We start from the raw sequence: 23,913 nt of genomic DNA, 5'->3' as shown, positions 1-23,913 counted from the left end.
CTGCCGGGGCTCCGCCCCGGACCCCGCGCCTCAAACGCCGGCGGGGCCGTCCTTCAGGACGGCTGCGTCAGGTGTTTGAAGGCGTCCAGGTTGAAGGTCGGTTCGCCGCGGGAGACGCGCCATTCGTACTCGCGGCGGATCGCGCTCGCGAAGCCCAGTTCCAGCAGGGTGTTGAAGGAGCCGTCGGCCGCCTCCAGGACCGTGCCGAGGAGGCGGTCCAGTTCGTCGGCGGTGACGACCGACAGCGGGAGCCTGGCCGTCAGGTAGATGTCGCCGAGGCGGTCCACCGCGTACGCCATCCCGAACAGCTTGAGGTTGCGCTCCAGCAGCCAGCGGTGGACGCCCGCCTCGTTCTCGTCGGGGTGGCGGATCACGAAGGCGTTGACCGACAGCGAGTGGCGGCCGACCCGGAGCGAGCAGGTGGTGCTCAGCTTGCGGGTGCCCGGGAGCTGGACGACGTAGGAGCCCGGCGCGGGGCTCTCCCAGCTCAGCTCGGCGCCGTTCAGCGCGCTTTCGATGATCCCGGCGGTGTCAGCGTCAGCCATGGTGGGAGCGTACGCGACGGCGGTGATCATGCACGGCTGCCGTGTAGACGTCGGCCGTGCCGCTCGCCGCGGTGTCCCAGCCGAAGAACTGCGCGTGCCGCGCCGCGTCGGCGCCCATCCGGTCCGCGAGCCCGGGATCGTCCACGAAGCGCCGCAGCTCCCGCGCGTAGTCCACCGGGTCGTGCCCGGGTACGAGGATCCCCGTGACCCCGTCGTTGACGGCGACGGGCAGTCCGCCGACCTCGGCGGCGAGCACCGGCGTGCCGGCGGCCTGGGCCTCTATCGCTACGAGCCCGAACGACTCGTTGTACGAGGGCATGACCAGCACGGACGCCGCCCGGAACCAGTCCGCGAGCCCGTCCTGCGCCACCGGCGGGTGGAAGTGCACGAGGTCGGCGATGCCGAGCTTCGCGGCGAGCTTCTGCAGGCCCTCCGGCTTGGCGAGGCCGCTGCCGCTGGGGCCCCCGACGACGGGGACGAAGAGCCGGCGGCGCAGCGAGGGGTCCCGGTCGACCAGGACGGCGACGGCGCGCAGCAGGATGTCGGGGGCCTTCAGCGGCTGGATCCGCCCGGCGAAGAGCGGGATGACGGCGTCCTGCGGCAGACCGAGGCGGGCGCGGGCGGCGGCCCGGCCGTCGCCGACCGTGAAGCGGTCGAGGTTCACGCCGGGGTGGACGACGGCCACCTTGCCGGGGTCGGCCTCGTAGTGCCGGACGAGTTCGTCGGCCTCCTCGGCGGTGTTCGCGATGAGGCGGTCGGCGGCGGCCACGATCTGGGTCTCGCCGATGACGCGGGCGGCCGGTTCGGGGGTGTCGCCCTCGGCCAGCGCCGCGTTCTTGACCTTGGCCATGGTGTGCATGGCGTGGACCAGGGGCACGCCCCAGCGTTCGGCGGCCAGCCAGCCCACGTGGCCGGAGAGCCAGTAGTGGGAGTGGACCAGGTCGTAGTAGCCGGGGCGGTGGCCGGCCCAGGCCTGCATCACGCCGTGGGTGAAGGCGCACAGCTGGGCCGGGAGCTCCTCCTTGGCGAGGCCTTCGTACGGGCCCGCGTCCACGTGCCGTACGAGGACTCCGGGGGCCAGCTCGACCACGGGCGGCAGCCCGCCGGTGGTGGCCCGGGTGAAGATCTCGACCTCGATGTTGATCGCGGCGAGCCGTTTGGCCAGCTCCACGATGTAGACGTTCATCCCGCCGGCGTCGCCGGTGCCGGGCTGGTGCAGCGGCGAGGTGTGCACGCTGAGCATGGCCACGCGGCGCGGCTTGCGGTGGTGGCCCACGGCCGGCAGGCGCAGGCGCGGCGGCTCGTGACGGGTGGCGCGGGCGGCGGCGAGACGGCCACTGAGGCTGCCGCCGAGGCGGGACACGTACTGGCTCAAGGGAGCAGTTCCTCTCGGCTCGGACGGTGCGCGCACAAAACGCTCGGACGGCGGGGCGGACGGACGGCGGGGCGGACGGCGTGACTGGATGGCATGCCGACGGGGGCGCGGGAGGCGCCCTGCAAGGAGTGCAACCCGGATGGCGGCCCCCCGCATTCCGGGGTCTCCGGTTTTCCTTGCGGTTTCCCGGTTTTTCTCGGGGCACCGCCGGATTTTCATCCGGCGCGGGCACTCCGCTTACCCTCGGCTCATGGCCTCCCGCACCACCCCGCCCACCAGCCGCGCGCCCGGCCGCGCCCCTGGCCGCCCCGTGGGCTCGGTGACGCGCGGGACGACGAATCCGAACCGGTTGCGCCGGATGGACCGCTGGATCGCGGCCACGCACGGGGCCGCGCTGCGGCGCGCGGAGGCGCCGGTCGCGGTCGACCTCGGCTACGGGGCCGCGCCGTGGACGGCGGTCGAGCTGCTGACGCGGCTGCGGGAGGCGGCGCCGCGGGTGCGGGTCGTCGGCATCGAGATCGAGCCGGCACGGGTGGCGGGGGCCAAGCCGTACGAGCGGGAGGGGCTGAGCTTCCGGCACGGCGGCTTCGAGGTTCCGCTGGACGGTGGGGCGCGCCCGGCCCTGATCCGCGCGGCGAACGTTTTGCGCCAGTACGACGAGGAGCAGGTCGCGGAGGTGTGGGCGCGGCTGTGCGCGCGGCTGGCCCCGGACGGGCTGCTCGTGGAGGGGACCTGCGACGAGATCGGGCGGCGTCACGTGTGGGTGGCGCTGGGCCCGGAGGGGCCGCGCACGGTGACGTTCGCGACCCGGCTGGGCTCCCTGGAGCGCCCCTCGGACCTGGCGGAGCGGCTGCCGAAGGCGCTGATCCACCGGAACGTGCCGGGCGAACCGGTGCACGCGTTCCTGCGCGACTTCGACCGGGCGTGGGCGGCGGCGGCCCCGTACGCCTCTTACGGAGCGCGGCAGCGCTGGATCCGCACGGCGCGGGCGCTGGCCGCCGACTGGCCGCTGGCGGACGGGCCGGGGCGGTGGCGGCAGGGAGAACTGACGCTGCGGTGGGAGGCGTTGCGCCCGGTGGGGTGAATGCGGCGCGGTGGGGACCCGGGGGTGCGGGCGGGCCGTTGATCCGTGCGGGGCGGGACACGGCGTCCGTTGGGGCGGACAAGATCGGAAAGGCATCCACAAGGGTGTCGGAATTCATCGACTCGTGGCACCATCCCGATGGCAGTGAGAAGTTACTGATGAATAGTCAGATCTGATACGAGGTCTGACCCGGGTGCCTGGGGGGACCATGGGGGCCGTAAGGCGACGACGTGGCGCAAGCTCGCTCGTACTGCTGTGCGCGATGGCGATAGTGACGGCGCCGGGTCTCGCGACGGGCATGGCGTACGCGGCACCGGGCACACCGGGCGCGCCCGCCGCACCCGCCTCTCCCGCCGCTCCGCTGCCCGGGCCGGGCGGGAAGTCCCTCGAGCAGGTCCGCAAGGACATCGAGGAGCTCTACCGGCAGGCGGGCACCGCCACGGACGCCTACAACCTCGCCGAGGCCGAGACCAAGACCCAGTCGGAGAAGATCGTCGAGATCGCCAACCTGGTCGTCGCCGGTCAGGAGCGGATCACCACCCTCAAGAGCCGTGCGGGCGCGGCCGCCCGCGCCCAGTACCGCTCGGGCGGGCTGCCGCCGGGCGCACAGCTGGCGCTGAGCGACAGCCCGAGCCAGTTCCTCGACGGGGCGGGCCGGCTGCGGCAGGGCGAGAAGGCCACCTCGGACCTCCTCTCCGAACTGGGCCGGACCCAGAGCGACTTGCAGCGCTACGCCCAGGAGGCGAACGAGCGCTGGAAGACGCTGGAGGCCAACCGGGTCAAGCAGGAGGACTCGAAGAAGCAGATCGAGGAGAAGATCAAGGCGGCGGAGGAGCTGGAGAGCAAGCTGGAGGCCGAGGAGAAGGCCCGGCTGATCCAGCTGGAGCAGGAAGCCCAGTACAAGGCGCAGACGGCGTGGCTGTCGACGGGCGCGATGAAGGACGTCAACGGCAAGGCGACGGACGCCGGCAAGCGGGCCGTGCAGTTCGCCACGGCGCAGATGGGCAAGCCGTACCGCTGGGGCGCCGTGGGTCCGGGCTCGTTCGACTGCTCCGGGCTGACCTCCCAGGCCTGGCTGGCCGCCGGCCGTGGCATCCCGCGCACCTCGCAGGAGCAGCTGCGGCTGCTCCCGAAGGTCGCGCTCAAGGACATGCGTCCCGGCGACCTGATCATCTACTTCGACGACGCGAGCCACGTCGGCATGTACGTCGGCGACGGCGCGATGGTCCACGCCCCGCGCCCCGGCCGCAACGTGACGATGGCGGGCGCGGGCTCGATGCCGATCAAGGCCGTGGTCCGCCCCGACGCGTAGCCCCTCGCGGGGAGCCGAACTGTGCCCCCCTGGCCCAGGCCCCGGAATCCTCGGGCCCTGCCCTGGCCCAGGCTCAGGACCCCGGACCGGGGTCCGGGGCGGAGCCGTGGAAACGGAGGAGGGGCGGGGCCGAGGGCATTCGGCGGCCCGGGGCCGGCCTGCTGCGGGCAGCCGTCGGCCGGGTGAGGCAACCAAGGGGGTGTGTCGGACGTCTCGGTAGGCGGGACGGATCGCGACCCCCGCCGTGACCTTTGTCATCCAGTGAGGACGTTTTTCCCCCGCGATAACGGCATATGCCGGAGGCCCGGCGAAGAACGGCATTCCGCTCGCCGGGCCGGGACCGCTAGGGTCTGCCGGACGAGCGCACCCTCGGGGGGAGGGAAGGAACCGGAGACGATGTCCGTACCCGTACCGCGGCAGAGGGACACCCCGGCCACGGAGGGCGGTCAGGCCGTTCTGCACACCGCCGCACCGCCCGCCGCCACCGCCACCGCCACCGCCGTCGTGCAAGCGACTCCGCAGGCGACCCCGCAAGCCACCCCTCACACGATCCCGCTGACCCTCCTGGTCATCGAGGACGACCCGGCCGGCGGCCTCACCGTCCCCGAGATCCTCGACGCCGACGGCCACCGCATCCGGCTCCGCACCGCCCGCAACCTCACCGAGGCCGAGCGGCTGCTCACCCCCGACGTGCACTGCATCCTGCTCGACCTGTCCCTCCCGGACTCCAGCGCCCGCATGCCGGGAGTACCGGCGGCTGCGGCCGCCAGCGCCGCCACGGCCACCGCCGTGGACCAGCTGGCCGCCCTCCGCCAGGTGCTGCGCATCGCGCCCCGGCACGCCGTCCTCGTCCTCACCGGCGAGGACGACGCCGAGCGCGCCGCCGAGGCCGTCCGCGTCGGCGCCCAGGACTTCCTCTTCCGGGACGAGCTGGACGGCCGGCTGCTGAGCCGCGCCATCCGCTACGCCGTGGAGAGAAAACGGGCCGACATCGCCCAGTACAAGCTTGCAGAATCGAAACTGCGCGCCCAGGAGAACGCCCGCCTCGAACGCGGCCTGCTCCCCACACCGCTCCTGGAGGGCTCCGACCTCCGCTTCGCCGCCCGCTACCGCCCCGGCCGCAGCCGGGCCCTCCTCGGGGGCGACTTCTACGACACCGTCCGCACCCCCGACGGCACCGTTCACGCCATGATCGGCGACGTCTGCGGCCACGGCCCCGACGAAGCCGCCCTCGGCGTCGAGCTCCGCATCGCCTGGCGCGCCCTGACGCTGGCCGGCCTGTGCGGTGACGACCTGCTGTCCACCCTCCAGGAGGTCCTGGAGGTGGAGCGGCCGAACGAGGAGATCTTCGCGACGCTCTGCACGGTCGACATCGCCCCGGACGGCCGCCGCGCGGGACTGTGCCTGGCCGGCCATCCGGCCCCGCTGATCTCCCGGCCGGGCCGCAGCGCGCGACTGCTCCCGTACGAGAACAGCGGCCCGGCCCTCGGTCTGCTGCCCCGCGCCCGCTGGCCCCGCCGCCAGGTCGAGCTCGGCGGCACCTGGAGCCTGATGCTCTACACCGACGGCCTCATCGAGGGCAGGATCGGCGAGGGCAAGGAGCGGCTGGGCCAGGACGGCATGGTCGAGATGATCAACCGCCACCTGGACCGCGGGCTGAGCGGCGAAGCCCTGCTGGAGGCCTCCGTCACCGAGGCCCGCCGCCTCAACGGCGGCGAGCTCACCGACGACGTGGCCCTGGTCATGCTCTCCCGCGCCGAGGGCTGAGCGCCGGGCTTGACCCCGGCCGGGGAGCCCGGCGGCCCGGGGAGGGGCTACCGCCCGCCGTTGTAGGGCCCGTACGGGCCGTCGCTGCTGCTTCCGCCGCGCCGGCCCCCGCGACCGCCGCCCGAGACCTGCTTGAGGGCGGGGCGTACGTCGACGAAGAACACGATGGTCGCGACGAGACCGGCGATCTGCAGGAAGAGCATCCCCAGGAACACGTCCACGACGACGGTGACGCCGAGGATGACCAGCCAGAAGGTCTTGGTCTGCTTGTCGGCCGCCCGGTACGCGTCCTCGCGCGCCAGCAGCGCGAACACGAAGGCCACGACGGCGAGCAGCAGCATGGCGTACCCGAACAGCGGGAGCACGCCCCGATCGAACCCGTCCATCAACATCGCTTCGACCGCCTTCTCATGCCTCTGCTTCGCACTTCCGATGCCGCCGGCTCCACGCTACCCGCACGGGCGCCCTCACCAACGTCAACGGGCCGGGCCCCTGAAGGGTGCCCGGCCCGTCGTCGCTCATGCCGTTCCGGTTCAGCTCGCGTCGTCCGCCGTGACGGCGGCCTTCTTGGCCGAGGTCCTGCGCGCGGTGGGCTTCTTCGCGGCCGGCTTCTCCTCGTCGGCGGCCTCGGCCACGGGCTCGGACCCGGCAGCCGGATCGGCAGCCGTCTCCGGCTCGGGCTCGACGGCCACGGCGATGTCGACGATCTCCTCGGAGAACTCGCCCCGCCAGGTCCGCACGGCCTGCTCGCCGTGCTCGGCGACCTTGTCGTACGTCTCCTTGGCGCGCACCGCGTACTCCGCGGCCACGCCCACGCCGCGCAGCGCCAGGTCCTGGGCGCTCTCCCCGAGCTTCTTCGGGTCGATCGCCCCGAACACCTCGGCGACCTTGGCGGTGAGCGCCTCCTGCACGGCCTTCGGGTCCGTGTTCTTCACGGCCTCGATGCGCGCGGGGGCCTCGGCGCGAAGCTGCTCGATGAGCTCGGGAACCTTCTTGGCCTGCTGCACGGCGAGGTCGGCCGTGCCGGCGGCGAAGTAGAGGGGGGTCGGGTCGGTGAGGGTCTTCTTCAGGTCATCGGCGATGGCCATGTGCTGGTCCTCCCGGATCAACTTCGGTTCGTCTTCGACGGCATCTCGTCGGCGGGTGCGGCGGGTTCGGCAGGCGCGTCGAGCGCGTTCTCCTTGCGGAACGACTCGTAGATCTGGAGCAGCACCTGCTTCTGCCGCTCGTTGATGCTCGGGTCGGCGAGGATGACGGCTCGCGTCTCCACCTCGTCCGGGTCCCGCTCATCCAGGATCCCGGCCTGCACGTACAGCGTCTCCGCGGAGATCCGCAGCGCCTTGGCCAGCTGCTGCAGGATGTCCGCGCTCGGCTTGCGCAGCCCGCGCTCGATCTGGCTCAGGTACGGATTCGACACCCCCGCAGCCTCGGCCAGTTGCCGCAGCGAAAGCTGGGCCTGCCGACGCTGCTCGCGGAGGTACTCGCCGAGGTTTCCGACGTTGAGCGTTGCCATGCTCCGATCCTGCCGCACCTTGCTAACTTTTGCAAGCAGGCTGCTTGCAACAGCTCCCACCCGACGTGCGACAGCTCCCGCCCGGACGGATCAGGTCCTGCCGATCACCACCGTCGCGTACAGCTCCTCCGAGGTGACCGCCCGGACCGCGAGCCCCGCCGATGCCAGGGCCGAGGCCGTCGACGGGGACTGGCGGGCGCTCGTCTCGATCAGCAGGTGGCCCCCCGGCGCCAGCCACGGCACGGCGCCCGCCGCGACCCGGCGGTGGATGTCGAGGCCGTCGGCTCCGCCGTCCAGCGAGACCAGCGGCTCGTGGTCCCGTGCCTCCGACGGCATCAGGCCGATCTCCTCCGTCGGCACGTACGGGGCGTTGACCACCAGCACGTCCACCCGGCCCTTCAGCGACGCCGGCAGCGCGGCGTACAGATCGCCCTCCCACACCCGGCCGCCGTACGCGGCCACGTTGCGGCGCGCGTACTCCAGCGCCGCCGGGTCGATGTCCGCCGCGTGCAGCTCCACCCCGCCCGGCACCTGCGCCGCCACCGCCGCGCCCAGGGCGCCGACCCCGCAGCACAGGTCCAGCACCACCGCACCGGGCCGGGCCAGCACCACCGCCTCCTCCACCAGGAACTCGGTGCGCCGGCGCGGTACGAAGGCCCCCGCGCCCACTTCCATGCGCAGACCGCAGAACTCCGCCCAGCCCACCACGTGTTCCAGCGGCTCGCCGCCCACCCTGCGGGCCAGCAGCTCCGCCAGGTGGCCGTCGTCCCGGGCGGCGCCGGTCAGCAGCTCCGCCTCCTCCTCCGCGAAGACACAGCCGGCCGCGCGCAGGGACTCCACAAGTGACGTCAACAACCTCAGTCCTCAGTTTTCCAAGACGGTGACCTCGATGCGCTCCGGCCGGACCGGATCCGCAAGGAGGTCCATGGCGACCATACGGTCGCCATCGACCACGAACCCCATGACCGCAACGGCCTTGCCGCCCGGCCGACGATCTCCCGCTGCCGACCCCTACCGGAGGGGCGCCGGCGCCCCTCCCCGCACCCGCCGCCGCGCGCACCCCGCCAGCTGCCGCGCGGCGGCCGGGCTGCACTCCACGACCGGCGCGATCTCGTCGAAGGGCAGGCCGAACAGGTCGTGCAGGACGAACGCCAGCCGCTCGGCGGGCTCCAGTTGCTCCAGTACGACGAGCAGCGCGAGCCCGACCGAGTCCGCCAGCAGCGCCTCCCGCTCCGGGGCCGGCGGCGGCTCCGCGGAGCCGGCCGGGGCGGTGCGGGAACGCAGCCGCTCCAGGCAGACCCGGGCGACGACGGCGGTCAGCCAGCCCCCCAGATCGTGCGCCCGGCCGGGGTCCGCCCGGGCCAGGCGCGACCACGCCTCCTCGACGGCCGCCTCCGCCGCGTCCAGCGAGCCGAGCATCCGGTGGGCCACCGCCCGCAGGTGCCCGCGCCTCTCCTCGAACCGCGCCGCAAGGTACTCGCCGTCGCCGGTCATGCCGGGCTCCCCTCGTCCGTACGTCCACATCCGCCACCACGCTGACCGCACGCGGCCCGCGATTGTGACCGGAGGGGAAAGGGACGGTACGGGTCAGAAGATGTCCGGGCACCACGGCCGGCGGGCCGTACGGAACACCGCGTCCGCCAGGGCGACCGCCCCCGGCCGCTCCTGCGTCACCCGGCCGAGCGCGGCCAGCCGCACCGCGGACTCGTCGCCGAGGTACAGGGAGCCCAGCGCGGACACGTCCAGCCGCAGGTCCGCCGCCGCCTCGGTCCGCTCGCACGCGCCGGTGCCCGCGTCCAGCCGGTAGCGGCCTGCCGCCGGTCCCGTCCCGTCGGTGACCTCCAGTACGAGCACCCCGGGCGCCTCGTACGTCCGTGCGCTCAGCGCCCGTACGACGTCCAGCACCCGCACCCACAGGAAGTCCGCGGAGGTGACGATCCGGGCCGAGCGCGGGTCGGGCAGCAGCTGCGGGACGAGGTCGTCGGGGGCCCGGTAGCCGGTGCGGACCTTCAGCACCCAGTCGATCGAGCAAAGGAACTGCCACAGCGCCCGCTCCGCCTGCGGGGTGAGCGCCAGCAGGTCGCGGACCTGCACGGTGTTCTGCGGGACCTTCGCGTCCGTCCAGTGGTCGTCGGCCCGGTACGAGGCCAGCCCGGCCACCTCGCCCGCCGCCGTGCGGTACACCGCGAAGAACTTCTCCTTGTGCGGGCGGTACGAGATCTGCTCCAGGCCGGTCACCAGCCGCCACCAGCGCTCGTTCCGGCCGATCATGCCGGGCGTGCGCGCCCGCAGCCGCTCGTGCAGCTCCGGGCCGACCTGCCGGACCTCGGCCTCGTCCACGAGGTCGATCCGCCCGCCGTCCGCGGGCGCCGACAGCCGCCGGTCCAGTCCGGTGCGCGGTACGTCGATCTCCCATTCCGCGAGGGAGGTGGCGGGCCCGAACCCGTACCGCCCGTAGATCGGGTACTCGGCGGCGATCAGCATCGCCAGCACGTCGCCGCGCGCCCCGGCCGCGGCGAACTCGGCCGCCATCATCCGGGTCAGCAGGCCCTGGCGGCGGTGGGTGGGCAGCACGCCCACGTTGGATATCGCGGTGGAGGGGACGGCGGCCCCGCCGGGCACGGTCAGCTCCTTCGCGAAGGAGCGGAAGGCCGCCACGCAACGGCCGGTGCCGGTGTCGAACGCGCCCTGGGTGCGGGCGAGATCGGTGTGCTTGGCCCGCTGGGCCACGTCCGAGTCGGTGTCTCTGGCCGTGTTCAGGAACCCGGTGTTCACGGTTCGCAGCCAGTCGGGGAGTTCGGATTCGGCGATCGGCCGGACGTCAGCACTCATAGCGGGCCACGCTAACCGCCCGACCGGCGCCAGTCGCCCGAATTTTTACGCCAGCAGGTCGTCCACCTGCGCCTCTCCCTCCCGGTACCGCCGGGTGATCTCCGTGCTGCAGTCGTCCGCCGTCCGCTGGAGCTGCTGCCGGCGCCGCGAGACCTGCTGCTCGTACCGCACCAGCCGCCCCATCCCGTCGTGGAGTTCGCCGTCCGTGCGGGCACCCAGGTCCGAGAGCTCCACGTCGGACAGCATCTCCGCCGCCAGCAGCCGGTACTCCTCGCTGTGCGGGGTGCCGAGCGTGACGTGCCGGGCGGAGGCGCTGCGGCTGGAGGGAGCGTCGGCGAGGATCACCGAGAGCCGGTCCACCACCGGCGCCTCGAGGTCGGTCCGGCGGGCGAGCTCGGGGTCGCTGCGCCGGGCGAGCTCGGCGCGCAGGATGTCGATGCGGCCCTGGAGCAGTCTGCGGACATAGCTCAGATCGGCCTCGTCGCGCTGCGCGTCACGGCGCAGCGCGCGCAGCTCCGGCAGCCCGAGCGCGGTGGTCGGGGCCGGCGGGCCCTGCGTCTCGGCCGTGCGCTGCGCGGGCGGTCGTACCGCGGCAGCTGCGATGGAAGCGGGTGATGCAGGTACGGAGGTACCAGAAGTATTCATACGAACGAGTCCGTCCCCTCGACCGGTGCGGCGCACCCGCACCGCCTGCGTGCATCGTGCCACTCTCCGTGGCCCCGATGCAGTCCCACTCCACCCGATCGGCCCCGGACGGGTGCACGGCTGGTACACAGGTGGTATGCGAGCTGTGGTGCAGAGGGTGGACGGCGCGAGCGTCGTCGTGGGCGGCGAGACCGTGGGCGAGATCGTCGGCGAGGGACTGTGCGTGCTGGTGGGGGTGACGCACGACGACACGCCGGAGAAGGCGGCGGTGCTGGCCCGCAAGCTGTGGTCGGTGCGGATCCTGGAGGCGGAGAAGTCCTGCGGTGACGTGAACGCGCCGCTGCTGGTGATCTCCCAGTTCACGCTCTACGGCGACGCGCGCAAGGGCCGCCGCCCCACGTGGAACGCGGCGGCGCCGGGCCCGGTGGCCGAGCCGCTGGTCGACGAGGTCGTGGCGCAGCTGCGCGCGCTGGGCGCGACGGTGGAGACGGGCCGGTTCGGCGCGGACATGCGCGTCTCGCTGACCAACCACGGCCCGTTCACCATCGTCATCGACGTCTGACCGTCGTGGCCCCCTCAGGGACCCTTCGGGGCCCCTCAGGGGGCCACGACGACCTCCTGTGCGGCGGCCGTCTTCCCGGCCAGCAGCGGGGCGTCGACCGGCACGTTCCGCTTGACCAGCGCGAGCGCGATCGGGCCCAGCTCGTGGTGGCGGACGGCGGTGGTCACGAAGCCCAGCTGGCGGCCCTCCTCCCCGTCGGCGGCGAGCCGGACCGGGGTGCCGTGCGCCGGGAGCAGCACCTCGGAGCCGTCCAGGTGCAGGAAGACCAGGCGGCGCGGCGGCTTGCCCAGGTTGTGGACGCGGGCCACCGTCTCCTGCCCGCGGTAGCAGCCCTTCTGCAGGTGCACGGCGGTGCCGATCCAGCCCAGCTCGTGCGGGATGGTCCGGTGGTCGGTCTCCAGACCGAGCCGCGGCCGGTGCGCCTCGACGCGCAGGGCCTCGTAGGCGAGGAGGCCCGCGGCCGGGCCGTGCGAGGCCGCGAAGGACTCCAGCTCGGCGCGCGGCAGGAAGACGTCGCGGCCGTGCGCGGTCTCCCGTACGACGTGCTCCTTGGCGACCTCGGCGATGGAGCCGGCCGGCAGGTGCACGACCGCGAACTCCTCGGTGCGGTCGGCGACTTCGACGCGGTAGAAGAACTTCATGGACTCCAGGTAGGCGATCAGCTCGCCCTGGGTGCCCGGCTCCACGTGCGCCCACGTGGTCTCGCCGTCGTCGACGAGGTACAGCGCGTGCTCGATGTGGCCGTTCGCGGAGAGGATCAGCGCCTCGGTGGCCTGCCCGGCCGGCAGCCCGGTCACGTGCTGGGTGATCAGCAGGTGCAGCCAGCTCAGCCGCTCCGGCCCGGTGACGGTGACGACCCCGCGGTGCGAGAGGTCGACGAAGCCGCGCCCGTCGGCGAGGGCGCGCTGTTCGCCGTACAGCTCGCCGTAGTGGGCGGCGACGCCCTCGTCGCGGCCTTCGGCCTGCACGGCGCCGGGGAGATGGAGCAAGGGGCTGCTGGTCATGGGACCAAGCGTACGACCCGGCTACGCCTGGGCGGCACGCTGTCGGGCCGCGCACTTCTTGCACAGGCCGAAGATCGCGAAGTGCTTCATGTCGGTCTCGAAACCGAAGGTGGTACGGAGCTTCGCCGTGAACTCGGCGGCGATGTCCACGTCCGCCTCGATGACGTCGCCGCAGTCGCGGCAGACCAGGTGGATGTGGTGGTGCCGGTCGGCGAGGTGGTAGGTGGGGGCCCCGTGCCCGAGGTGGGCGTGCGAGACCAGCTTGAGCTCCTCCAGGAGCTCCAGGGTCCGGTAGACCGTGGAGATGTTGACCCCGGAGGCGGTCTTGCGCACCTCCACGAGGATCTCGTCCGGAGTCGCGTGCTCCAGGGCGTCGACCGCTTCCAGCACGAGCTGGCGCTGCGGTGTCAGCCGGTATCCGCGCTGCCGCAGGTCGCTCTTCCAGTCAAGGCCTGGAGTTCCATCGGTGCTCTCGGTGCTCACCACCCCGCCAGTGTATGTGTGCGAAGGGGACCGCGGGCGAGCCCGCGGTCCCCTTTCGTGCACAGCCTGTGGACGCCGCGCTCAGCGGAAGAAGGCGATGCCGTCGTCCGGCATGTCCGGGAGGTTGCGCGCCATCTCGGCGACCTCCTCGGGCGTGACGACCTTCTTCAGCTGGGCCGACATGTACGGACGCAGCTCGACGTCGGGGGTGGCCTTCTCGCCGACCCACATGAGGTCGCTCTTCACGTAGCCGTAGAGCCGCTTGCCGCCGCTGTACGGGCCGGAGGCCGCGGTGCGGGCGACGGCGTCGGTGACCAGGTCGATCTGCGGCTTCTGGTCGGCGAGCTCGCCGTACCAGACCTCGACGACGCCCTGGTCGCGGACCATGACGATCTCGACCTTGCGGTCCTTGTCGATGCGCCAGTAACCGGACTCGGACTCCAGCGGCCGCACCTTGTTGCCCTCGGCGTCGAGGACCCAGGTGTGGGAGGTGTACTCCAGGAAGTCCCGGCCGTCGTGGCTGAAGACGACCTCCTGGCCGAAGTTGCACTTCTCCTCACCGGGGAAGTCGAAGACTCCCGCACCCTCCCAGTTGCCGAGGAGGAAGGCGAGGGGGACGAGGCCCGGGTTCAGGTCGGACGGGATCTGGATCATGAATGGCTGCTCAGGCGATCTGTGGGAGGGGTTCCGGGGCGGTCTGCCGAGCCGACGCTCAGCGCTGACCCTGGTACAGCTTCTTGACGGCCAGGCCGGTGAAGGCCATGACGCCGACGCAGACCAGGACCAGCAGGGAGGTGAAGACTGCCTCAAGCACGGGGTGCTCCTCGGAATCGTTTCGGGGCTGTACGGGGCCGGTCCCCAAGCCTACTGGCCCGGGGACCGGCGCACGGTGTGAGGTGGGCCGTACCGGTCACCCCCCGGCGGTCGGCCCGGCCGTCAGCTCAGCAGCTGGCTCTGCAGGATCACCGTCTGGTGGAAGGGGACGGGGGCCACCTCGCCCTTGCGGGACTGGATGACGACGGCCAGGACGTCACCCGCCTGGAGGCAGCCGAGCTCCGTCTGCTCGTCGCCGAGGACGGGCTTCGCCTCCTGGTACACGCTGATGTCGTTGTTGTCGAAGACGGCCGCGCCCGGGAAGTCCAGGAGGAGGGTGTTGCTCTGCGTGTTCTTGGCCTTGTTCCAGGCCTCGTCCAGCTCCAGGACCGAGACGTCCTTCAGCCGCGTGTTGGTGTCGCACCCCTTGAAGGCGTCCGCGAAGCCCGACGCGTGGAAGCGCAGCAGGTACACGCGGGTGCTCGTGCCGTCCGGCATCGTCCAGCCCCGGCCGACGATCTGCCGCAGCCCGTCCCATTCGAAGGACTGCTTCAGCTGCTCGCGCGCATCGGGCGCGTACTCCTCCAGGAAGGCGTCGGGCGACACCATCCCGTCCTTGTCCGCCTTGAGCGCGCCCTCGGGCTTGGCACCCTCGGGCGCGGACAGGAGGAGGCCGTTCAGCGCCGCGTAGTGCGTCCCGTCCTTGTTGTCCGAGCCCTGGGCCAGGGGCGCGCCGGCGGGCAGCGCCGGCTTGGAGAGCACCGGGAACGTCCAGCGGCCGTCGCCCTCGGTGGACAGGCCGGGGATGTCGGTGCGCTCGGGCCGGGCGATCCCGTACGCGGCCCCGGTGCCGACGGCGGCGAAGACGGTGACGGCGGCGGTCCAGCGCAGGGCGGCGAACAGCTTGCGGCGGTCCTTGGGCGGGGCCGGCGGAGCCGCCCAGACGTCGGGCGCGTCCCCGGGAGCCACCGCGGGCGAGCCCTCGGGGGCGGAGGCGGCCGGGACCTCCGGCGTGGGGGCGACCTCGGGAGCCGGCTCGGGAGCGGCGGCCTCCGGAGCGGTGGTGTTCTGCTCGGTCACACGGACTCCCCGGGGGACTTGAGGTGGTTCATCTGCTGCTGGAACAGGCCCGCGGCGTCCTTCACCGCGAATCCCTGGGACCCGTACATCCGGAAGCTCACCAGCACGTCTCCCTGGACGGCCACGCAGTCGAGAGCGTCGACCTTCTCCTTCTGCGCCTCGAAGATGGAGTCCAGTGAGCATTTGGCCTCGGGGAACCCGTCCACCTTCGGCGCGTCCTTGTCGCCGCCGGTGAGGTCGAGGAGCTTCTTGGCGAACTCGCCGAACTTCGCGAGCTGCTGGGGGTCGGCCTGGACGAGCTGGACCTCGGCGACCGAGCGGCCGCCGCCGTCCCGCCGGGCGTAGCTGCGCCCGGCCAGTCCCTTGAGCTTCAGGTCCGCCAGCGCCTTGTCCCGCTCGTCGCGCTCGCTGCCGGACAGGCCCGTGTGGGCGTCCTTGAAGATCTGCAGCGCCCGCTCGCCCGAGACGTAGTAGTCGTTGCCCTCGGTGTCGACATCGGGGCCGAGCCAGTAGCCGACGGGCAGCGGCAGCAGCTTGCCCGTGAGGTCGTTGGGCGGCACGGACGGCACCGGGGCCGCCGAGCCGGTGGACGCGCGGTCCGCGGGCATCCAGTACCGCGTCTGCGCGGTCCGGTCGGCGTCCGCGAGCACGGCCGCGCCCCAGAGGGCGGTGCCCGCGAGGACGACGACGCCCACGGCCGCCGACACCAGCGCAACCGTCCTGCGGTTCGCCTTGCGCGCCGGCCCTGCAGCGGCCGACGGCTCCTGCCCGGCCTCCTGCCCCGCCTCGGGCTCGGCCGGCACGGCGTCCGGCACGGCGGCCGGCACGGCGTCGGTCACGGCGGCCGGCACGGCGTCGGTCACGGCGTCGGTCACGTTCTGCTGCTCGCTCACAGCCGCTCCATCTGTCGCTTGGCCAGCTCGACCAGGTCGTTCTCGTCGATGTCGCCGCGGTTGTTCGTGTACTCGATGCTCATGACGATGTCCCCGCGGCGGACCACGGCACGGGAGCCGCGGACCGGGTGGTAGCCGGGCTTCTCGTGCGCTTCGGAGTCGATCCACAGGTGACCGAAGTCCGCCGGAACGCCCGGCACCTCCTTGCCCGCGTTGCCCGCGAACTTCTTGTTGGGCATGTAGCGCCCGATGCCCGCCTGGAAGTCCTCGGCCCCTCGGCGGTCCTGGAACTGGAGCAGGTGGATCTCGACGAAGTTCCGGTCCGCCTCGGACCACCGCACGGTGGCGATGCCCTTGATCTGTTGGCTGACGAGGTTGGCCAGGCCGTTGGCGGGGTTCTCGAAGTAGTCCACGGCGAACTCGTCCGTGGATCTGGCGCCCGAGAAGCCGTCCTTCGCGCCGCCCGGAGCGTCCAGCAGCTTCTTGGCCAGCTCCTCGTCCGCCTTGTGCCAGCGGTTGGCGTTGATGGAGCGCCGGCTCGACGATGCGTTCATCGCCTGCGGCTGCGGCGCGGCCATCACCTGCTGGGCCAGCGGCGGCAGCGGGGTGGGCTCGCGCTGGTACTGCACCGCGTATCCGGTGATCGTCCCGGCGAGGACGCCGAGTACGGCCGCGCCCGCGATCAGGAGGGTCGCCCGCCGCCCGCGGCGCGTGTCCGCAGTGCCCGGGTCCGGCGCGCTCTCCTCCTGTTTCGGCTGGTCAGGAGCGGTCTGTTCGTGTTCCAAAGGGGTCCCCCCGCAGGGCTGGAGGCACGGGTGGAATACCCGTGCGCTCCCATGACCCGTACCGGCGGGTAGCGGTTGTATGACGGCTTATTACATTCTTATCTCGCGAGCGCGTCAGTCCTCGTGGCGCCGCTTTCCGTCCAGTTCGTCCCACCACTCGTCGGACTTCGGATCGCCCGAGGGGTCGTCCCACCAGCGGTCGTCCGGGCCGCGCCGGTTGGCGACCATCGCGGCCACCGGCGGGATGACCATGGCGACCACGCACAGCGCCACCGCGGCCTCGACCGACAGCAGGCGCACGAAGGTCCAGGCGGAGACGAAGAGGACCAGGCATCCGCCCATGAGCAGGAAATAGGCGCGCCGGCGCCGGGCGTACATGACTCCAGCGTAGAGCGGCCGCCCGCGAACACAAGGCGGACGGCACGAAGGGCCGCACCCCGTCCAGTGGCGTCCAACCCCCTGGGGTGCGGCCCTCCGGCCGATCTATCGAGCGATCACACGTGCGGTGCTCAGACCGCGATCGCCACGTCCGTCACGCCGCCGGCCTCGGCGACCACGACGGCACGGTCCGCCTGGGCACCCGGGACGAGCGCCCGCAGCGTCCAGGTGCCGGGAGCCGCGTAGAAGCGGAACTGGCCGGTCGCCGAGGTCGGGACCTCGGCGGTGAACTCGCCGCCGCCGTCCAGCAGCCGCACGTAACCGCTGATGGGCTCACCGCCCTTGGTCACCTGGCCCTGGATCGCGGTCTCACCGGGCTTGAGCGTCGCGAGGTCGGGCCCGCCGATCTGTGCTCCACACATGTTCTCTGTCCTGTCCTAGAGAGGTCGTACTACGGGGCGTCGCGTGCCCGGGATTACTTGTTGGGGCCGAGCTCGATCGGCACGCCGACGAGCGAGCCGTACTCGGTCCAGGAGCCGTCGTAGTTCTTGACGTTCGTCTGGCCCAGGATCTGGTGCAGCACGAGCCACGTGAGCGCGGAGCGCTCACCGATGCGGCAGTAGGCGATGGTGTCCTTCGACAGGTCGACGCCCTCGGCCTCGTAGAGGGCCTTGAGCTCCTCGTCGGACTTGAAGGTGCCGTCGTCGTTGGCGTTCTTCGACCACGGGATGTTGCGGGCGCTCGGCACGTGGCCGGGGCGCTGCGACTGCTCCTGCGGGAGGTGCGCCGGGGCGAGCAGCTTGCCCGAGAACTCGTCGGGCGAGCGGACGTCGACCAGGTTCAGGTTGCCGATCGCGGCCACGACGTCGTCGCGGAAGGCGCGGATGGAGGTGTCCTGGGCCTTGGCCTTGTACGCGGTGGCCGGGCGGCTCGGGACGTCCTTGCCGTCGACCAGGTCGCGGGAGTCGAGCTCCCACTTCTTGCGGCCGCCGTCGAGGAGCTTCACGTCCTGGTGGCCGTAGAGCTTGAAGTACCAGAAGGCGTAGGACGCGAACCAGTTGTTGTTGCCGCCGTAGAGGACGACGGTGTCGTCGTTGGAGATGCCCTTGGCGGAGAGGAGCTTCTCGAAGCCCTCCTGGTCCACGAAGTCACGGCGGACCGGGTCCTGGAGGTCCTGCTTCCAGTCGATCCGGACGGCGTTCTTGATGTGGTTCTTGTCGTAGGCGGACGTGTCCTCGTCCACCTCGACGACGACGACGTTCGCGTCGTTCAGGTGGGCCTCGACCCAGTCGGCGTCTACGAGGACGTCGCTGCGGCTCATGATGTTCTCCTCCGGGGCAGTGTGCGGCGGGGTGGTGCGGGTGACGCGTGCTGCGTGCCTAGCGGGTGCGCTCCGGATCCTGCGCGGGGAGGCGTCAGGTGATCAGGAGGCGGGTGCGGTCACGCGGGAAGGGCCGTAGGGCCGTCGTCCGGCTGATGGAGCGGATGCGCTCACAGGTCACATGGATCGACAGAGCATGGCGGCGACGCGACACAGGTCTACTGCCCGTCGCTTCGTGAGGTCCGCCTGCTGATGCTTCATAGCCATGGATCGTAGGGACGAATCGGCCGCCCTGTCACCGGTGTGTCATATTCCGAGACAGGATCGTCCGGATTCTGGGATGCAGGACCCCCGGGCGGCCGCCGCGCCGCGTCCGGGGGCCGCCGTACGGCCCGTCCTTCTGCGGATCGGACCGCACTGTCTCACGATCCGGCCACCACCACGTTCGAGCCGCCCAGCGTGAGGTGCACACCGGCCTCGTCCGAGGTCAGGGCCGAGAGGTGGAGCCCGGCCGGCATGCCGACCTCGAGGTTGCGCTCGAAGTCGGTCTTCTTGCGGATCAGCTTCTCGACCCCGGGTATGCCCGAGCCCGGCACCTCGTCGGCGCGCACCCGGACGAGCTTGCCGCCCTTTCCGTCCGGCGCGTCCACGAGGGAGATCGTCGACACCACGCTGTGCGTCACGGTCTTGCCGAGCACGTCGACGGCGGCACTGACCTTCACCTTGCCCGGCGCCCCGCCGTAGGTGAGGGTCGCGCCGGTCTGCGAGGCCGCGGTCAGGTCCGCGTACGTGATGCGCCCGGTGCCCTCGGCCCGCTCGGCGGTGCCGCCGCTGTAGTCACTGTTCAGCTTCACGCTGCGGAAGCTCGCGTCGAGCTCCGAGAGCCGCGTCTTGCGGCCCTCGGCGACGACCTCGACACCTCTGAGCTTCAGGTCGACCCGGTCCAGTTCGTGGCTGAACGCCTGGGTCAGGAAGGGGAATCCGCGGATCTCCACTTCCGAGCTGCCGGCCAGGCCCTGGCGGGCCTGGATCTTGTCGGCCAGCTGGTTCTCGACGTAACCGGCGGCCCATCGGTCCACACCGGCGAAGATCGCCCCCAGCACCACTCCGATGATCACAACGATCCGCAGAGCACGCACGTGCCCTCCCCCTACTAGTCGGTACGAGCGATCTAGTGGACCATGTGCGCCCGTCAGCGGAACGTCAGCCCACCACCCGGCCGATCAGGTACGCGGCGGGAGCGGCGGCCGCGAGCGGCAGCGCGACACCGGCCGTCATGTGCACGAACTTCGACGGGTAGTCGTACGCCGCCACCCGCAGCCCGATCAGCGCGCACACGCCGCAGACCAGGCCGAGCAGCGCCCCGCCCACCCCGACGGAGGTCATTCCGCCGACCGCGATGCCCGCACCGGCGGCCGCGGCCAGCGAGACGCCGACCGAGGGGGCGGTGGGCAGCGGCAGCGCACGGGCGAAGACGGCGACCGCCACGGCGGCCGCGCCGACCGTGACGGCGGCGGAATCGGCGGCCAGGTAGCCGGCGCAGATGATGGCGAGCGCGGCCGAGGCCACCGAGGCCATCAGCCCGTACATCCGCTCGTCGGGATCGGCGTGGCTGCGCAGCTGGAGGACGAGGGTGAGCAGCACCCAGGCGCCGAGGGTGCCGACGATCGCGCCGGGGCCGTACGTACGGTCCACCGCGAGCACGGCCGCGTCGGCGACCAGGGCCCCGGCGAAGGCGAGGGCGATGCCCTGCCGGGCCGGCCACATGCCGTTGAGGCGGAACCAGCCGGCCGCGGTGAGCCCCTGCAGGGCGATCAGCGGCACGAGCAGGGCGTACTGCCCGAGGGCGGCGGCCACGGCGAGCAGCAGGCCGAGGGCGGCGGTCAGTAGGGCCGACTGCGGGCCGGGGTCGATGATCGGCGACCGGCCTTCGGCGCGGGCCTGGGCCGGGTCGACGGCGCGCAGGGTGTTCCCGGCGAGCGTGGGCGGGGACCAGGCGGTGACCTCCACCGCTTCGGCGCCGTCCTCGGCCGGGGCCGGGGCGGCAGCCGCCTGCGGCGGCAGGTAGGCCGTCTGCTCGGCGGCGGCCTCGTCCATGCGCTCCGCGCCGGGCACCGGCGGCAGGTACGCGGTCTCCTCGACGGGGGCCTGGGACTGCGCGGGACCGGGATACGGCGGCAGATAGGCCGTCTCGGCGGCCGCGGCGGGCACCGCCCCGCCCTGGCCGCCCTGGGACCAGTCCTGAACGGCGGCCGGAGCCGGGGCCTGCACCTCGTCGCGGAACCAGCCCTCCGGGGCGGCCGGCTGCTGCGCCGGGCCGGGATACGGCGGCAGGTACGCGGTCTCCTCGACGGGGGCCTGGGACTGCGCGGGACCGGGGTACGGGGGCAGATAGGCCGTCTCGGCGGCCGCGGCGGGCATCCCCGCGCCCTGGCCGCCCTGGGACCAGTCCTGGACGGGAGCCGGCGCCTGGGCCGGGACCTGCATCTCGTCGCGGAACCAGCCCTCCGGAGCCACGGGCTGCTGCGCGGGCCCGCCGACCGCCGGGTACTCGTACGGCGCCGCGTAGGAATCGGCGGACCCGGCCACGGAACCGTCCGGCCAGGACCCACCGGCACCGCCGGCCGGAGCCTGGGGCTGCTCCTGCGCCTGGGCGGCCGGGGCCTCCTCGCGGAACCAGCCCTCGGGCGCCACCGGCTGCCCCGGCACCGCGCCCAGCGCCGGATACACCGGCTGGTGGCTGGTGTCCCAGGTGTCGGACTGCCAGGTCTGGGTCCCGTACGGGTCCTGCTGCTGCGCGTACTGCTGCCGCCGCAGTTCGTGCAGCTCGTGCTGCTCCTGCTGTTCCCGCTGCTGCTGGTGTTCTTCAGGCGTGCTCATCGGCTCCCGCTCACCCGCCCGCGAACGGGGGAAGCACCTCGACGGTGCCCCCCTCGGTCAGCAGGACGGAATCATGCGGGCGCTTGCCCACAGGCTCGTCGTTCACGAGGAAGGAGCAGCGCAGCAGCACCCGGGTCAGTTCCCCGGGGTGGCGCTCCCGCACGGCGTCGAGCGCCTCGGCCAGTGTGCGCGCCGCGTACGGCTCCTCCGCCGTCTTGGCCGCGGCCTTGGCCGCCGCCCAGTAGCGGATGGTTCCGGTTGCCACTGCAGCTCCTATCGTCGGCTCTCTACCGTCGGCCTCCATGATGGCCCCTCCGGCCGTCCGCCCCGGCGTGCACCGACGCGTCGCGCGTGCGCCCGGGCGACCCCGCGTCACCGCCCGGCGGGCCGCCGATCCGGTGAAACCGGGGCATACGCATGGGACGGGCGTGGCAGAACCCACAGGAGGGGATGTCGAAGATGCCTCGGCCACGCACGGGCGGGTGGGCTATTCTGCTTGGCGAGAGGATCCGGGCAACGTTGCCCCCGGGTCCTTTTGTGCTTTCAGCGCGTTGAACGAACCGAGAACAGTGGTATCCATGCGGACCCCAGGGCGCGGGGACCGCAGGGGTGCCAGGCAAGACGTACGAAGCAGTACCGCGCACGTCCTCGACGGGACCGAGGAGGAACCGACGTGATGGACCAGCGAACCGTGCACCGTCCGACCCGGGCAGGTGGTCGGTCATGAGCTCACTCCTGCTGCTCACCAACGCGCTGCAGCCCTCCACCGAGGTGCTGCCCGCACTCGGGCTGCTGCTGCACAACGTCCGGGTGGCGCCGGCCGAGGGCCCGGCCCTCGTGGACACCCCGGGTGCCGACGTCATCCTCGTGGACGGCCGCCGCGACCTGCCGCAGGTGCGGTCGCTGTGCCAGCTGCTCCGCTCCACCGGGCCCGGCTGCCCGCTGATCCTCGTCGTCACCGAGGGCGGCCTCGCGGCCGTCACCGCCGACTGGGGAATCGACGACGTCCTCCTGGACACCGCCGGCCCGGCCGAGGTCGAGGCGCGGCTGCGGCTGGCCACCGGCCGTCAGCAGCTGGGCTCGGACGACTCCCCGATGGAGATCCGCAACGGCGACCTGTCGGTCGACGAGGCGACGTACTCCGCCAAGCTCAAGGGCCGGGTGCTGGACCTCACCTTCAAGGAGTTCGAGCTGCTCAAGTACCTCGCGCAGCACCCGGGCCGGGTCTTCACCCGCGCCCAGCTGCTGCAGGAGGTCTGGGGCTACGACTACTTCGGCGGCACCCGGACCGTGGACGTCCACGTACGGCGGCTGCGCGCCAAGCTCGGTCCCGAGCACGAGTCGCTGATCGGCACGGTCCGCAACGTCGGCTACCGCTTCGTCACGCCGGAGAAGGTCGAGCGGGCGGCGGCGGAGGCCGCGGCCCAGGCGGCGGCCAAGGCCGCCGCACAGGCCACCGCCCAGACGTCCGCGCAGCCGGCCTCGGCCGTCACCCGATCGGCGGAGGAGCCCGCGATCGTCCACTCGGCAGGACGGCCTGCCCAGAGGTAGGTCACCCCGCGTAGACTGCCGCGCGTGGCCAAGGTGACGCGGGATGACGTGGCACGACTTGCGGGTACGTCTACCGCCGTCGTGAGCTACGTCATCAACAACGGACCCCGGCCGGTCGCCCCGGCCACGCGCGAGCGTGTCCTCGCCGCGATCAAGGATCTGGGCTACCGCCCGGACCGGGTCGCCCAGGCGATGGCGTCGCGGCGCACCGACCTCATAGGCATGATCGTCCCCGATGCACGTCAGCCGTTCTTCGCGGAGATGGCGCACGCGGTCGAGCAGGCCGCCGCCGAGCGCGGGAAGATGGTGCTCGTCGGCAACTCCGACTACCGCACCGAGCGCGAGGTCCACTACCTGCGGGCCTTCCTCGGAATGCGGGTCTCCGGCCTGATCCTGGTCAGCCAGGGCATGAGCGAGCAGGCCGCCAGCGAGATCGAGGCCTGGGACGCGCGGGTGGTGCTGCTGCACGAGCGGCCGGAGGCGATCGACGACGTCGCCGTCGTCACCGACGACATCGGCGGCGCCCAGCTCGCCACCCGCCACCTGCTCGAACACGGGCACGAGTACGTCGCCTGCATCGGCGGCGTCGAGAACACCCCGTCCGTCGGCGACCCGGTCGCCGACCACGTCGAGGGCTGGCGGCGGGCCATGCAGGAGTCCGGCCGCTCCATCGAGGGCCGGCTCATCGAGGCCCCGTACAACCGCTACGACGCGTACACGGTCGCCCTGGAGGTCCTGGCCCGGCCCGACCGGCCGACGGCCATCTTCTGCGCCACGGACGACCAGGCGATCGGTGTGCTGCGCGCCGCGCGGGAGCTGCGCATCGACGTGCCCGGGGAACTGGCCGTGGCCGGCTTCGACGACGTGAAGGAGGCGGCCCTCACGGACCCGCCGCTGACCACGATCGCCTCGGACCGCCCGGCGATGGCCCGCGCGGCGGTGGACCTCGTGCTGGACGACGGCCTCCGCGTGGCCGGATCCCGCCGCGAACGCCTGAAGCAGTTCCCGTCGGCCCTGGTGATCCGCCGCTCCTGCGGCTGTCGCTGACGCCGGTCCCGCAGCCTCACCGTGCCCGGGCCCGAACCCGCGG

The 23,913-nt window shown here is 72.5% G+C and carries 28 protein-coding genes; 6 read left to right on the top strand and 22 right to left on the bottom strand.

Annotated elements, in window-relative coordinates:
• Positions 1-53 precede the first annotated feature (53 nt).
• Positions 54-545: a YbjN domain-containing protein gene (locus RIU97_RS22280; RefSeq protein WP_404959360.1), complete on the bottom strand. Its 492-nt coding sequence runs from the start codon at positions 543-545 to the stop codon at positions 54-56.
• The gene (gene mshA / locus RIU97_RS22275; protein ID WP_404959359.1) at positions 538-1,920 is read right to left on the bottom strand and encodes a D-inositol-3-phosphate glycosyltransferase; all 1,383 of its coding nucleotides are present in this window, start codon (positions 1,918-1,920) and stop codon (positions 538-540) included. Before mshA ends, RIU97_RS22280 begins: the two co-directional genes overlap by 8 nt.
• Before the next feature lie 250 nt (positions 1,921-2,170).
• Here mshA and RIU97_RS22270 point away from each other — a divergent pair, with 250 nt between their 5' ends.
• From RIU97_RS22270 to RIU97_RS22260, 3 genes are all read left to right on the top strand, one after another.
• Positions 2,171-3,004, top strand: coding sequence for a class I SAM-dependent methyltransferase (locus RIU97_RS22270; protein WP_404959358.1), 834 nt, complete (start codon positions 2,171-2,173; stop codon positions 3,002-3,004).
• A 262-nt stretch (positions 3,005-3,266) separates the two neighbouring features.
• The gene (locus RIU97_RS22265; protein WP_404959357.1) at positions 3,267-4,316 is read left to right on the top strand and encodes an NlpC/P60 family protein; all 1,050 of its coding nucleotides are present in this window, start codon (positions 3,267-3,269) and stop codon (positions 4,314-4,316) included.
• A gap of 396 nt (positions 4,317-4,712) precedes the next feature.
• Positions 4,713-6,083, top strand: a complete 1,371-nt coding sequence (locus RIU97_RS22260; protein ID WP_404959356.1) for a PP2C family protein-serine/threonine phosphatase — start codon at positions 4,713-4,715, stop codon at positions 6,081-6,083.
• Between the two features lie 47 nt (positions 6,084-6,130).
• Here RIU97_RS22260 and RIU97_RS22255 read toward each other — a convergent pair whose 3' ends face one another.
• The 7 genes from RIU97_RS22255 to RIU97_RS22225 all read right to left on the bottom strand — a co-directional run bounded on the left by RIU97_RS22255 (position 6,131) and on the right by RIU97_RS22225 (position 11,073).
• Entirely contained in the window at positions 6,131-6,475 is a 345-nt protein-coding gene (locus RIU97_RS22255; protein WP_404959355.1) for a DUF2516 family protein, read from the bottom strand.
• 141 nt (positions 6,476-6,616) lie between these two features.
• On the bottom strand, positions 6,617-7,171 hold the full coding sequence (locus tag RIU97_RS22250; RefSeq protein WP_404959354.1) for a hypothetical protein: 555 nt from the start codon (positions 7,169-7,171) through the stop codon (positions 6,617-6,619).
• A 17-nt stretch (positions 7,172-7,188) separates the two neighbouring features.
• Positions 7,189-7,596 carry a helix-turn-helix domain-containing protein gene (locus tag RIU97_RS22245; protein ID WP_404959353.1) on the bottom strand — a complete coding sequence of 136 codons (408 nt, stop codon included), beginning with the start codon at positions 7,594-7,596 and terminating at the stop codon, positions 7,189-7,191.
• 90 nt (positions 7,597-7,686) lie between these two features.
• Complete coding sequence (locus tag RIU97_RS22240; protein WP_404959352.1) at positions 7,687-8,451, bottom strand: putative protein N(5)-glutamine methyltransferase; 765 nt, start codon at positions 8,449-8,451, stop codon at positions 7,687-7,689.
• Positions 8,452-8,607: 156 nt separating this feature from the next.
• Positions 8,608-9,090 carry a sigma factor-like helix-turn-helix DNA-binding protein gene (locus tag RIU97_RS22235; RefSeq protein ID WP_404959351.1) on the bottom strand — a complete coding sequence of 161 codons (483 nt, stop codon included), beginning with the start codon at positions 9,088-9,090 and terminating at the stop codon, positions 8,608-8,610.
• Positions 9,091-9,183: 93 nt separating this feature from the next.
• A complete protein-coding gene (locus RIU97_RS22230) occupies positions 9,184-10,428 on the bottom strand; it encodes a GNAT family N-acetyltransferase (protein WP_404959350.1) in 1,245 nt (414 codons plus the stop codon).
• Positions 10,429-10,473: 45 nt separating this feature from the next.
• Positions 10,474-11,073 (bottom strand): AmfC protein, encoded by a 600-nt coding sequence (locus RIU97_RS22225; RefSeq protein ID WP_404959349.1) that lies wholly within the window; start codon positions 11,071-11,073, stop codon positions 10,474-10,476.
• A gap of 136 nt (positions 11,074-11,209) precedes the next feature.
• On the opposite strand from RIU97_RS22225, the gene dtd reads away from it, so the two are divergent.
• Positions 11,210-11,635, top strand: a complete 426-nt coding sequence (gene dtd / locus RIU97_RS22220) for a D-aminoacyl-tRNA deacylase (RefSeq protein WP_404959348.1) — start codon at positions 11,210-11,212, stop codon at positions 11,633-11,635.
• 35 nt (positions 11,636-11,670) lie between these two features.
• Here the strand turns inward: dtd and RIU97_RS22215 are convergent, their stop codons facing one another.
• The 13 genes from RIU97_RS22215 to RIU97_RS22155 form a co-directional block, all read right to left on the bottom strand.
• Positions 11,671-12,639, bottom strand: coding sequence for a YgfZ/GcvT domain-containing protein (locus RIU97_RS22215; RefSeq protein ID WP_404959347.1), 969 nt, complete (start codon positions 12,637-12,639; stop codon positions 11,671-11,673).
• A gap of 21 nt (positions 12,640-12,660) precedes the next feature.
• Positions 12,661-13,125, bottom strand: a complete 465-nt coding sequence (locus RIU97_RS22210) for a Fur family transcriptional regulator (protein WP_319724902.1) — start codon at positions 13,123-13,125, stop codon at positions 12,661-12,663.
• Between the two features lie 78 nt (positions 13,126-13,203).
• Complete coding sequence (locus RIU97_RS22205; RefSeq protein ID WP_030659031.1) at positions 13,204-13,776, bottom strand: FABP family protein; 573 nt, start codon at positions 13,774-13,776, stop codon at positions 13,204-13,206.
• A gap of 282 nt (positions 13,777-14,058) precedes the next feature.
• Positions 14,059-15,015, bottom strand: coding sequence for a hypothetical protein (locus RIU97_RS22200; RefSeq protein WP_404959346.1), 957 nt, complete (start codon positions 15,013-15,015; stop codon positions 14,059-14,061).
• The gene (locus RIU97_RS22195) at positions 15,012-15,908 is read right to left on the bottom strand and encodes a hypothetical protein (RefSeq protein WP_404959345.1); all 897 of its coding nucleotides are present in this window, start codon (positions 15,906-15,908) and stop codon (positions 15,012-15,014) included. The genes RIU97_RS22200 and RIU97_RS22195 overlap by 4 nt, the downstream gene beginning before the upstream one ends.
• Positions 15,905-16,693 (bottom strand): hypothetical protein, encoded by a 789-nt coding sequence (locus tag RIU97_RS22190; protein ID WP_404959344.1) that lies wholly within the window; start codon positions 16,691-16,693, stop codon positions 15,905-15,907. The genes RIU97_RS22195 and RIU97_RS22190 overlap by 4 nt, the downstream gene beginning before the upstream one ends.
• A gap of 114 nt (positions 16,694-16,807) precedes the next feature.
• Positions 16,808-17,071 carry a DUF3099 domain-containing protein gene (locus RIU97_RS22185; protein WP_383569620.1) on the bottom strand — a complete coding sequence of 88 codons (264 nt, stop codon included), beginning with the start codon at positions 17,069-17,071 and terminating at the stop codon, positions 16,808-16,810.
• Positions 17,072-17,202: 131 nt separating this feature from the next.
• On the bottom strand, positions 17,203-17,493 hold the full coding sequence (locus tag RIU97_RS22180; protein WP_030718391.1) for a DUF1416 domain-containing protein: 291 nt from the start codon (positions 17,491-17,493) through the stop codon (positions 17,203-17,205).
• A gap of 53 nt (positions 17,494-17,546) precedes the next feature.
• The gene (locus RIU97_RS22175) at positions 17,547-18,392 is read right to left on the bottom strand and encodes a sulfurtransferase (protein WP_404959343.1); all 846 of its coding nucleotides are present in this window, start codon (positions 18,390-18,392) and stop codon (positions 17,547-17,549) included.
• A gap of 177 nt (positions 18,393-18,569) precedes the next feature.
• A complete protein-coding gene (locus RIU97_RS22170; protein WP_350206375.1) occupies positions 18,570-18,653 on the bottom strand; it encodes a putative leader peptide in 84 nt (27 codons plus the stop codon).
• A gap of 161 nt (positions 18,654-18,814) precedes the next feature.
• Entirely contained in the window at positions 18,815-19,531 is a 717-nt protein-coding gene (locus RIU97_RS22165; protein ID WP_404959342.1) for a DUF2993 domain-containing protein, read from the bottom strand.
• 64 nt (positions 19,532-19,595) lie between these two features.
• Positions 19,596-21,272 (bottom strand): hypothetical protein, encoded by a 1,677-nt coding sequence (locus RIU97_RS22160; RefSeq protein WP_404959341.1) that lies wholly within the window; start codon positions 21,270-21,272, stop codon positions 19,596-19,598.
• A gap of 10 nt (positions 21,273-21,282) precedes the next feature.
• A complete protein-coding gene (locus RIU97_RS22155) occupies positions 21,283-21,537 on the bottom strand; it encodes a MoaD/ThiS family protein (RefSeq protein ID WP_383569611.1) in 255 nt (84 codons plus the stop codon).
• Between the two features lie 458 nt (positions 21,538-21,995).
• On the opposite strand from RIU97_RS22155, the gene RIU97_RS22150 reads away from it, so the two are divergent.
• Together RIU97_RS22150 and RIU97_RS22145 are read left to right on the top strand one after the other, a co-directional pair.
• The gene (locus RIU97_RS22150) at positions 21,996-22,823 is read left to right on the top strand and encodes a response regulator transcription factor (RefSeq protein ID WP_404959339.1); all 828 of its coding nucleotides are present in this window, start codon (positions 21,996-21,998) and stop codon (positions 22,821-22,823) included.
• Between the two features lie 24 nt (positions 22,824-22,847).
• Positions 22,848-23,870: a LacI family DNA-binding transcriptional regulator gene (locus RIU97_RS22145; protein WP_404959337.1), complete on the top strand. Its 1,023-nt coding sequence runs from the start codon at positions 22,848-22,850 to the stop codon at positions 23,868-23,870.
• Positions 23,871-23,913: the final 43 nt, after the last annotated feature.

The sequence above is a fragment of the Streptomyces sp. 147326 genome, assembly GCF_045000215.1.
Lineage (GTDB): Bacteria > Actinomycetota > Actinomycetes > Streptomycetales > Streptomycetaceae > Streptomyces.
This window is presented reverse-complemented; position numbering and strand designations above follow the sequence as displayed.

Coding starts and splice junctions, on each gene's coding strand:
- RIU97_RS22260 (WP_404959356.1), top strand. CDS start 4,713: ATGTCCGTACCCGTACCGCGGCAGAGGGACACCCCGGCCACGGAGGGC.
- RIU97_RS22230 (WP_404959350.1), bottom strand. CDS start 10,428: ATGAGTGCTGACGTCCGGCCGATCGCCGAATCCGAACTCCCCGACTGG.
- RIU97_RS22185 (WP_383569620.1), bottom strand. CDS start 17,071: ATGTACGCCCGGCGCCGGCGCGCCTATTTCCTGCTCATGGGCGGATGC.
- RIU97_RS22255 (WP_404959355.1), bottom strand. CDS start 6,475: ATGTTGATGGACGGGTTCGATCGGGGCGTGCTCCCGCTGTTCGGGTAC.
- RIU97_RS22250 (WP_404959354.1), bottom strand. CDS start 7,171: ATGGCCATCGCCGATGACCTGAAGAAGACCCTCACCGACCCGACCCCC.
- RIU97_RS22235 (WP_404959351.1), bottom strand. CDS start 9,090: ATGACCGGCGACGGCGAGTACCTTGCGGCGCGGTTCGAGGAGAGGCGC.
- dtd (WP_404959348.1), top strand. CDS start 11,210: ATGCGAGCTGTGGTGCAGAGGGTGGACGGCGCGAGCGTCGTCGTGGGC.
- RIU97_RS22270 (WP_404959358.1), top strand. CDS start 2,171: ATGGCCTCCCGCACCACCCCGCCCACCAGCCGCGCGCCCGGCCGCGCC.
- RIU97_RS22175 (WP_404959343.1), bottom strand. CDS start 18,392: ATGAGCCGCAGCGACGTCCTCGTAGACGCCGACTGGGTCGAGGCCCAC.
- RIU97_RS22280 (WP_404959360.1), bottom strand. CDS start 545: ATGGCTGACGCTGACACCGCCGGGATCATCGAAAGCGCGCTGAACGGC.
- RIU97_RS22150 (WP_404959339.1), top strand. CDS start 21,996: ATGAGCTCACTCCTGCTGCTCACCAACGCGCTGCAGCCCTCCACCGAG.
- RIU97_RS22215 (WP_404959347.1), bottom strand. CDS start 12,639: ATGACCAGCAGCCCCTTGCTCCATCTCCCCGGCGCCGTGCAGGCCGAA.
- RIU97_RS22180 (WP_030718391.1), bottom strand. CDS start 17,493: ATGTGTGGAGCACAGATCGGCGGGCCCGACCTCGCGACGCTCAAGCCC.
- RIU97_RS22170 (WP_350206375.1), bottom strand. CDS start 18,653: ATGAAGCATCAGCAGGCGGACCTCACGAAGCGACGGGCAGTAGACCTG.
- RIU97_RS22225 (WP_404959349.1), bottom strand. CDS start 11,073: ATGAATACTTCTGGTACCTCCGTACCTGCATCACCCGCTTCCATCGCA.
- RIU97_RS22205 (WP_030659031.1), bottom strand. CDS start 13,776: ATGATCCAGATCCCGTCCGACCTGAACCCGGGCCTCGTCCCCCTCGCC.
- RIU97_RS22160 (WP_404959341.1), bottom strand. CDS start 21,272: ATGAGCACGCCTGAAGAACACCAGCAGCAGCGGGAACAGCAGGAGCAG.
- RIU97_RS22265 (WP_404959357.1), top strand. CDS start 3,267: ATGGCGATAGTGACGGCGCCGGGTCTCGCGACGGGCATGGCGTACGCG.
- RIU97_RS22245 (WP_404959353.1), bottom strand. CDS start 7,596: ATGGCAACGCTCAACGTCGGAAACCTCGGCGAGTACCTCCGCGAGCAG.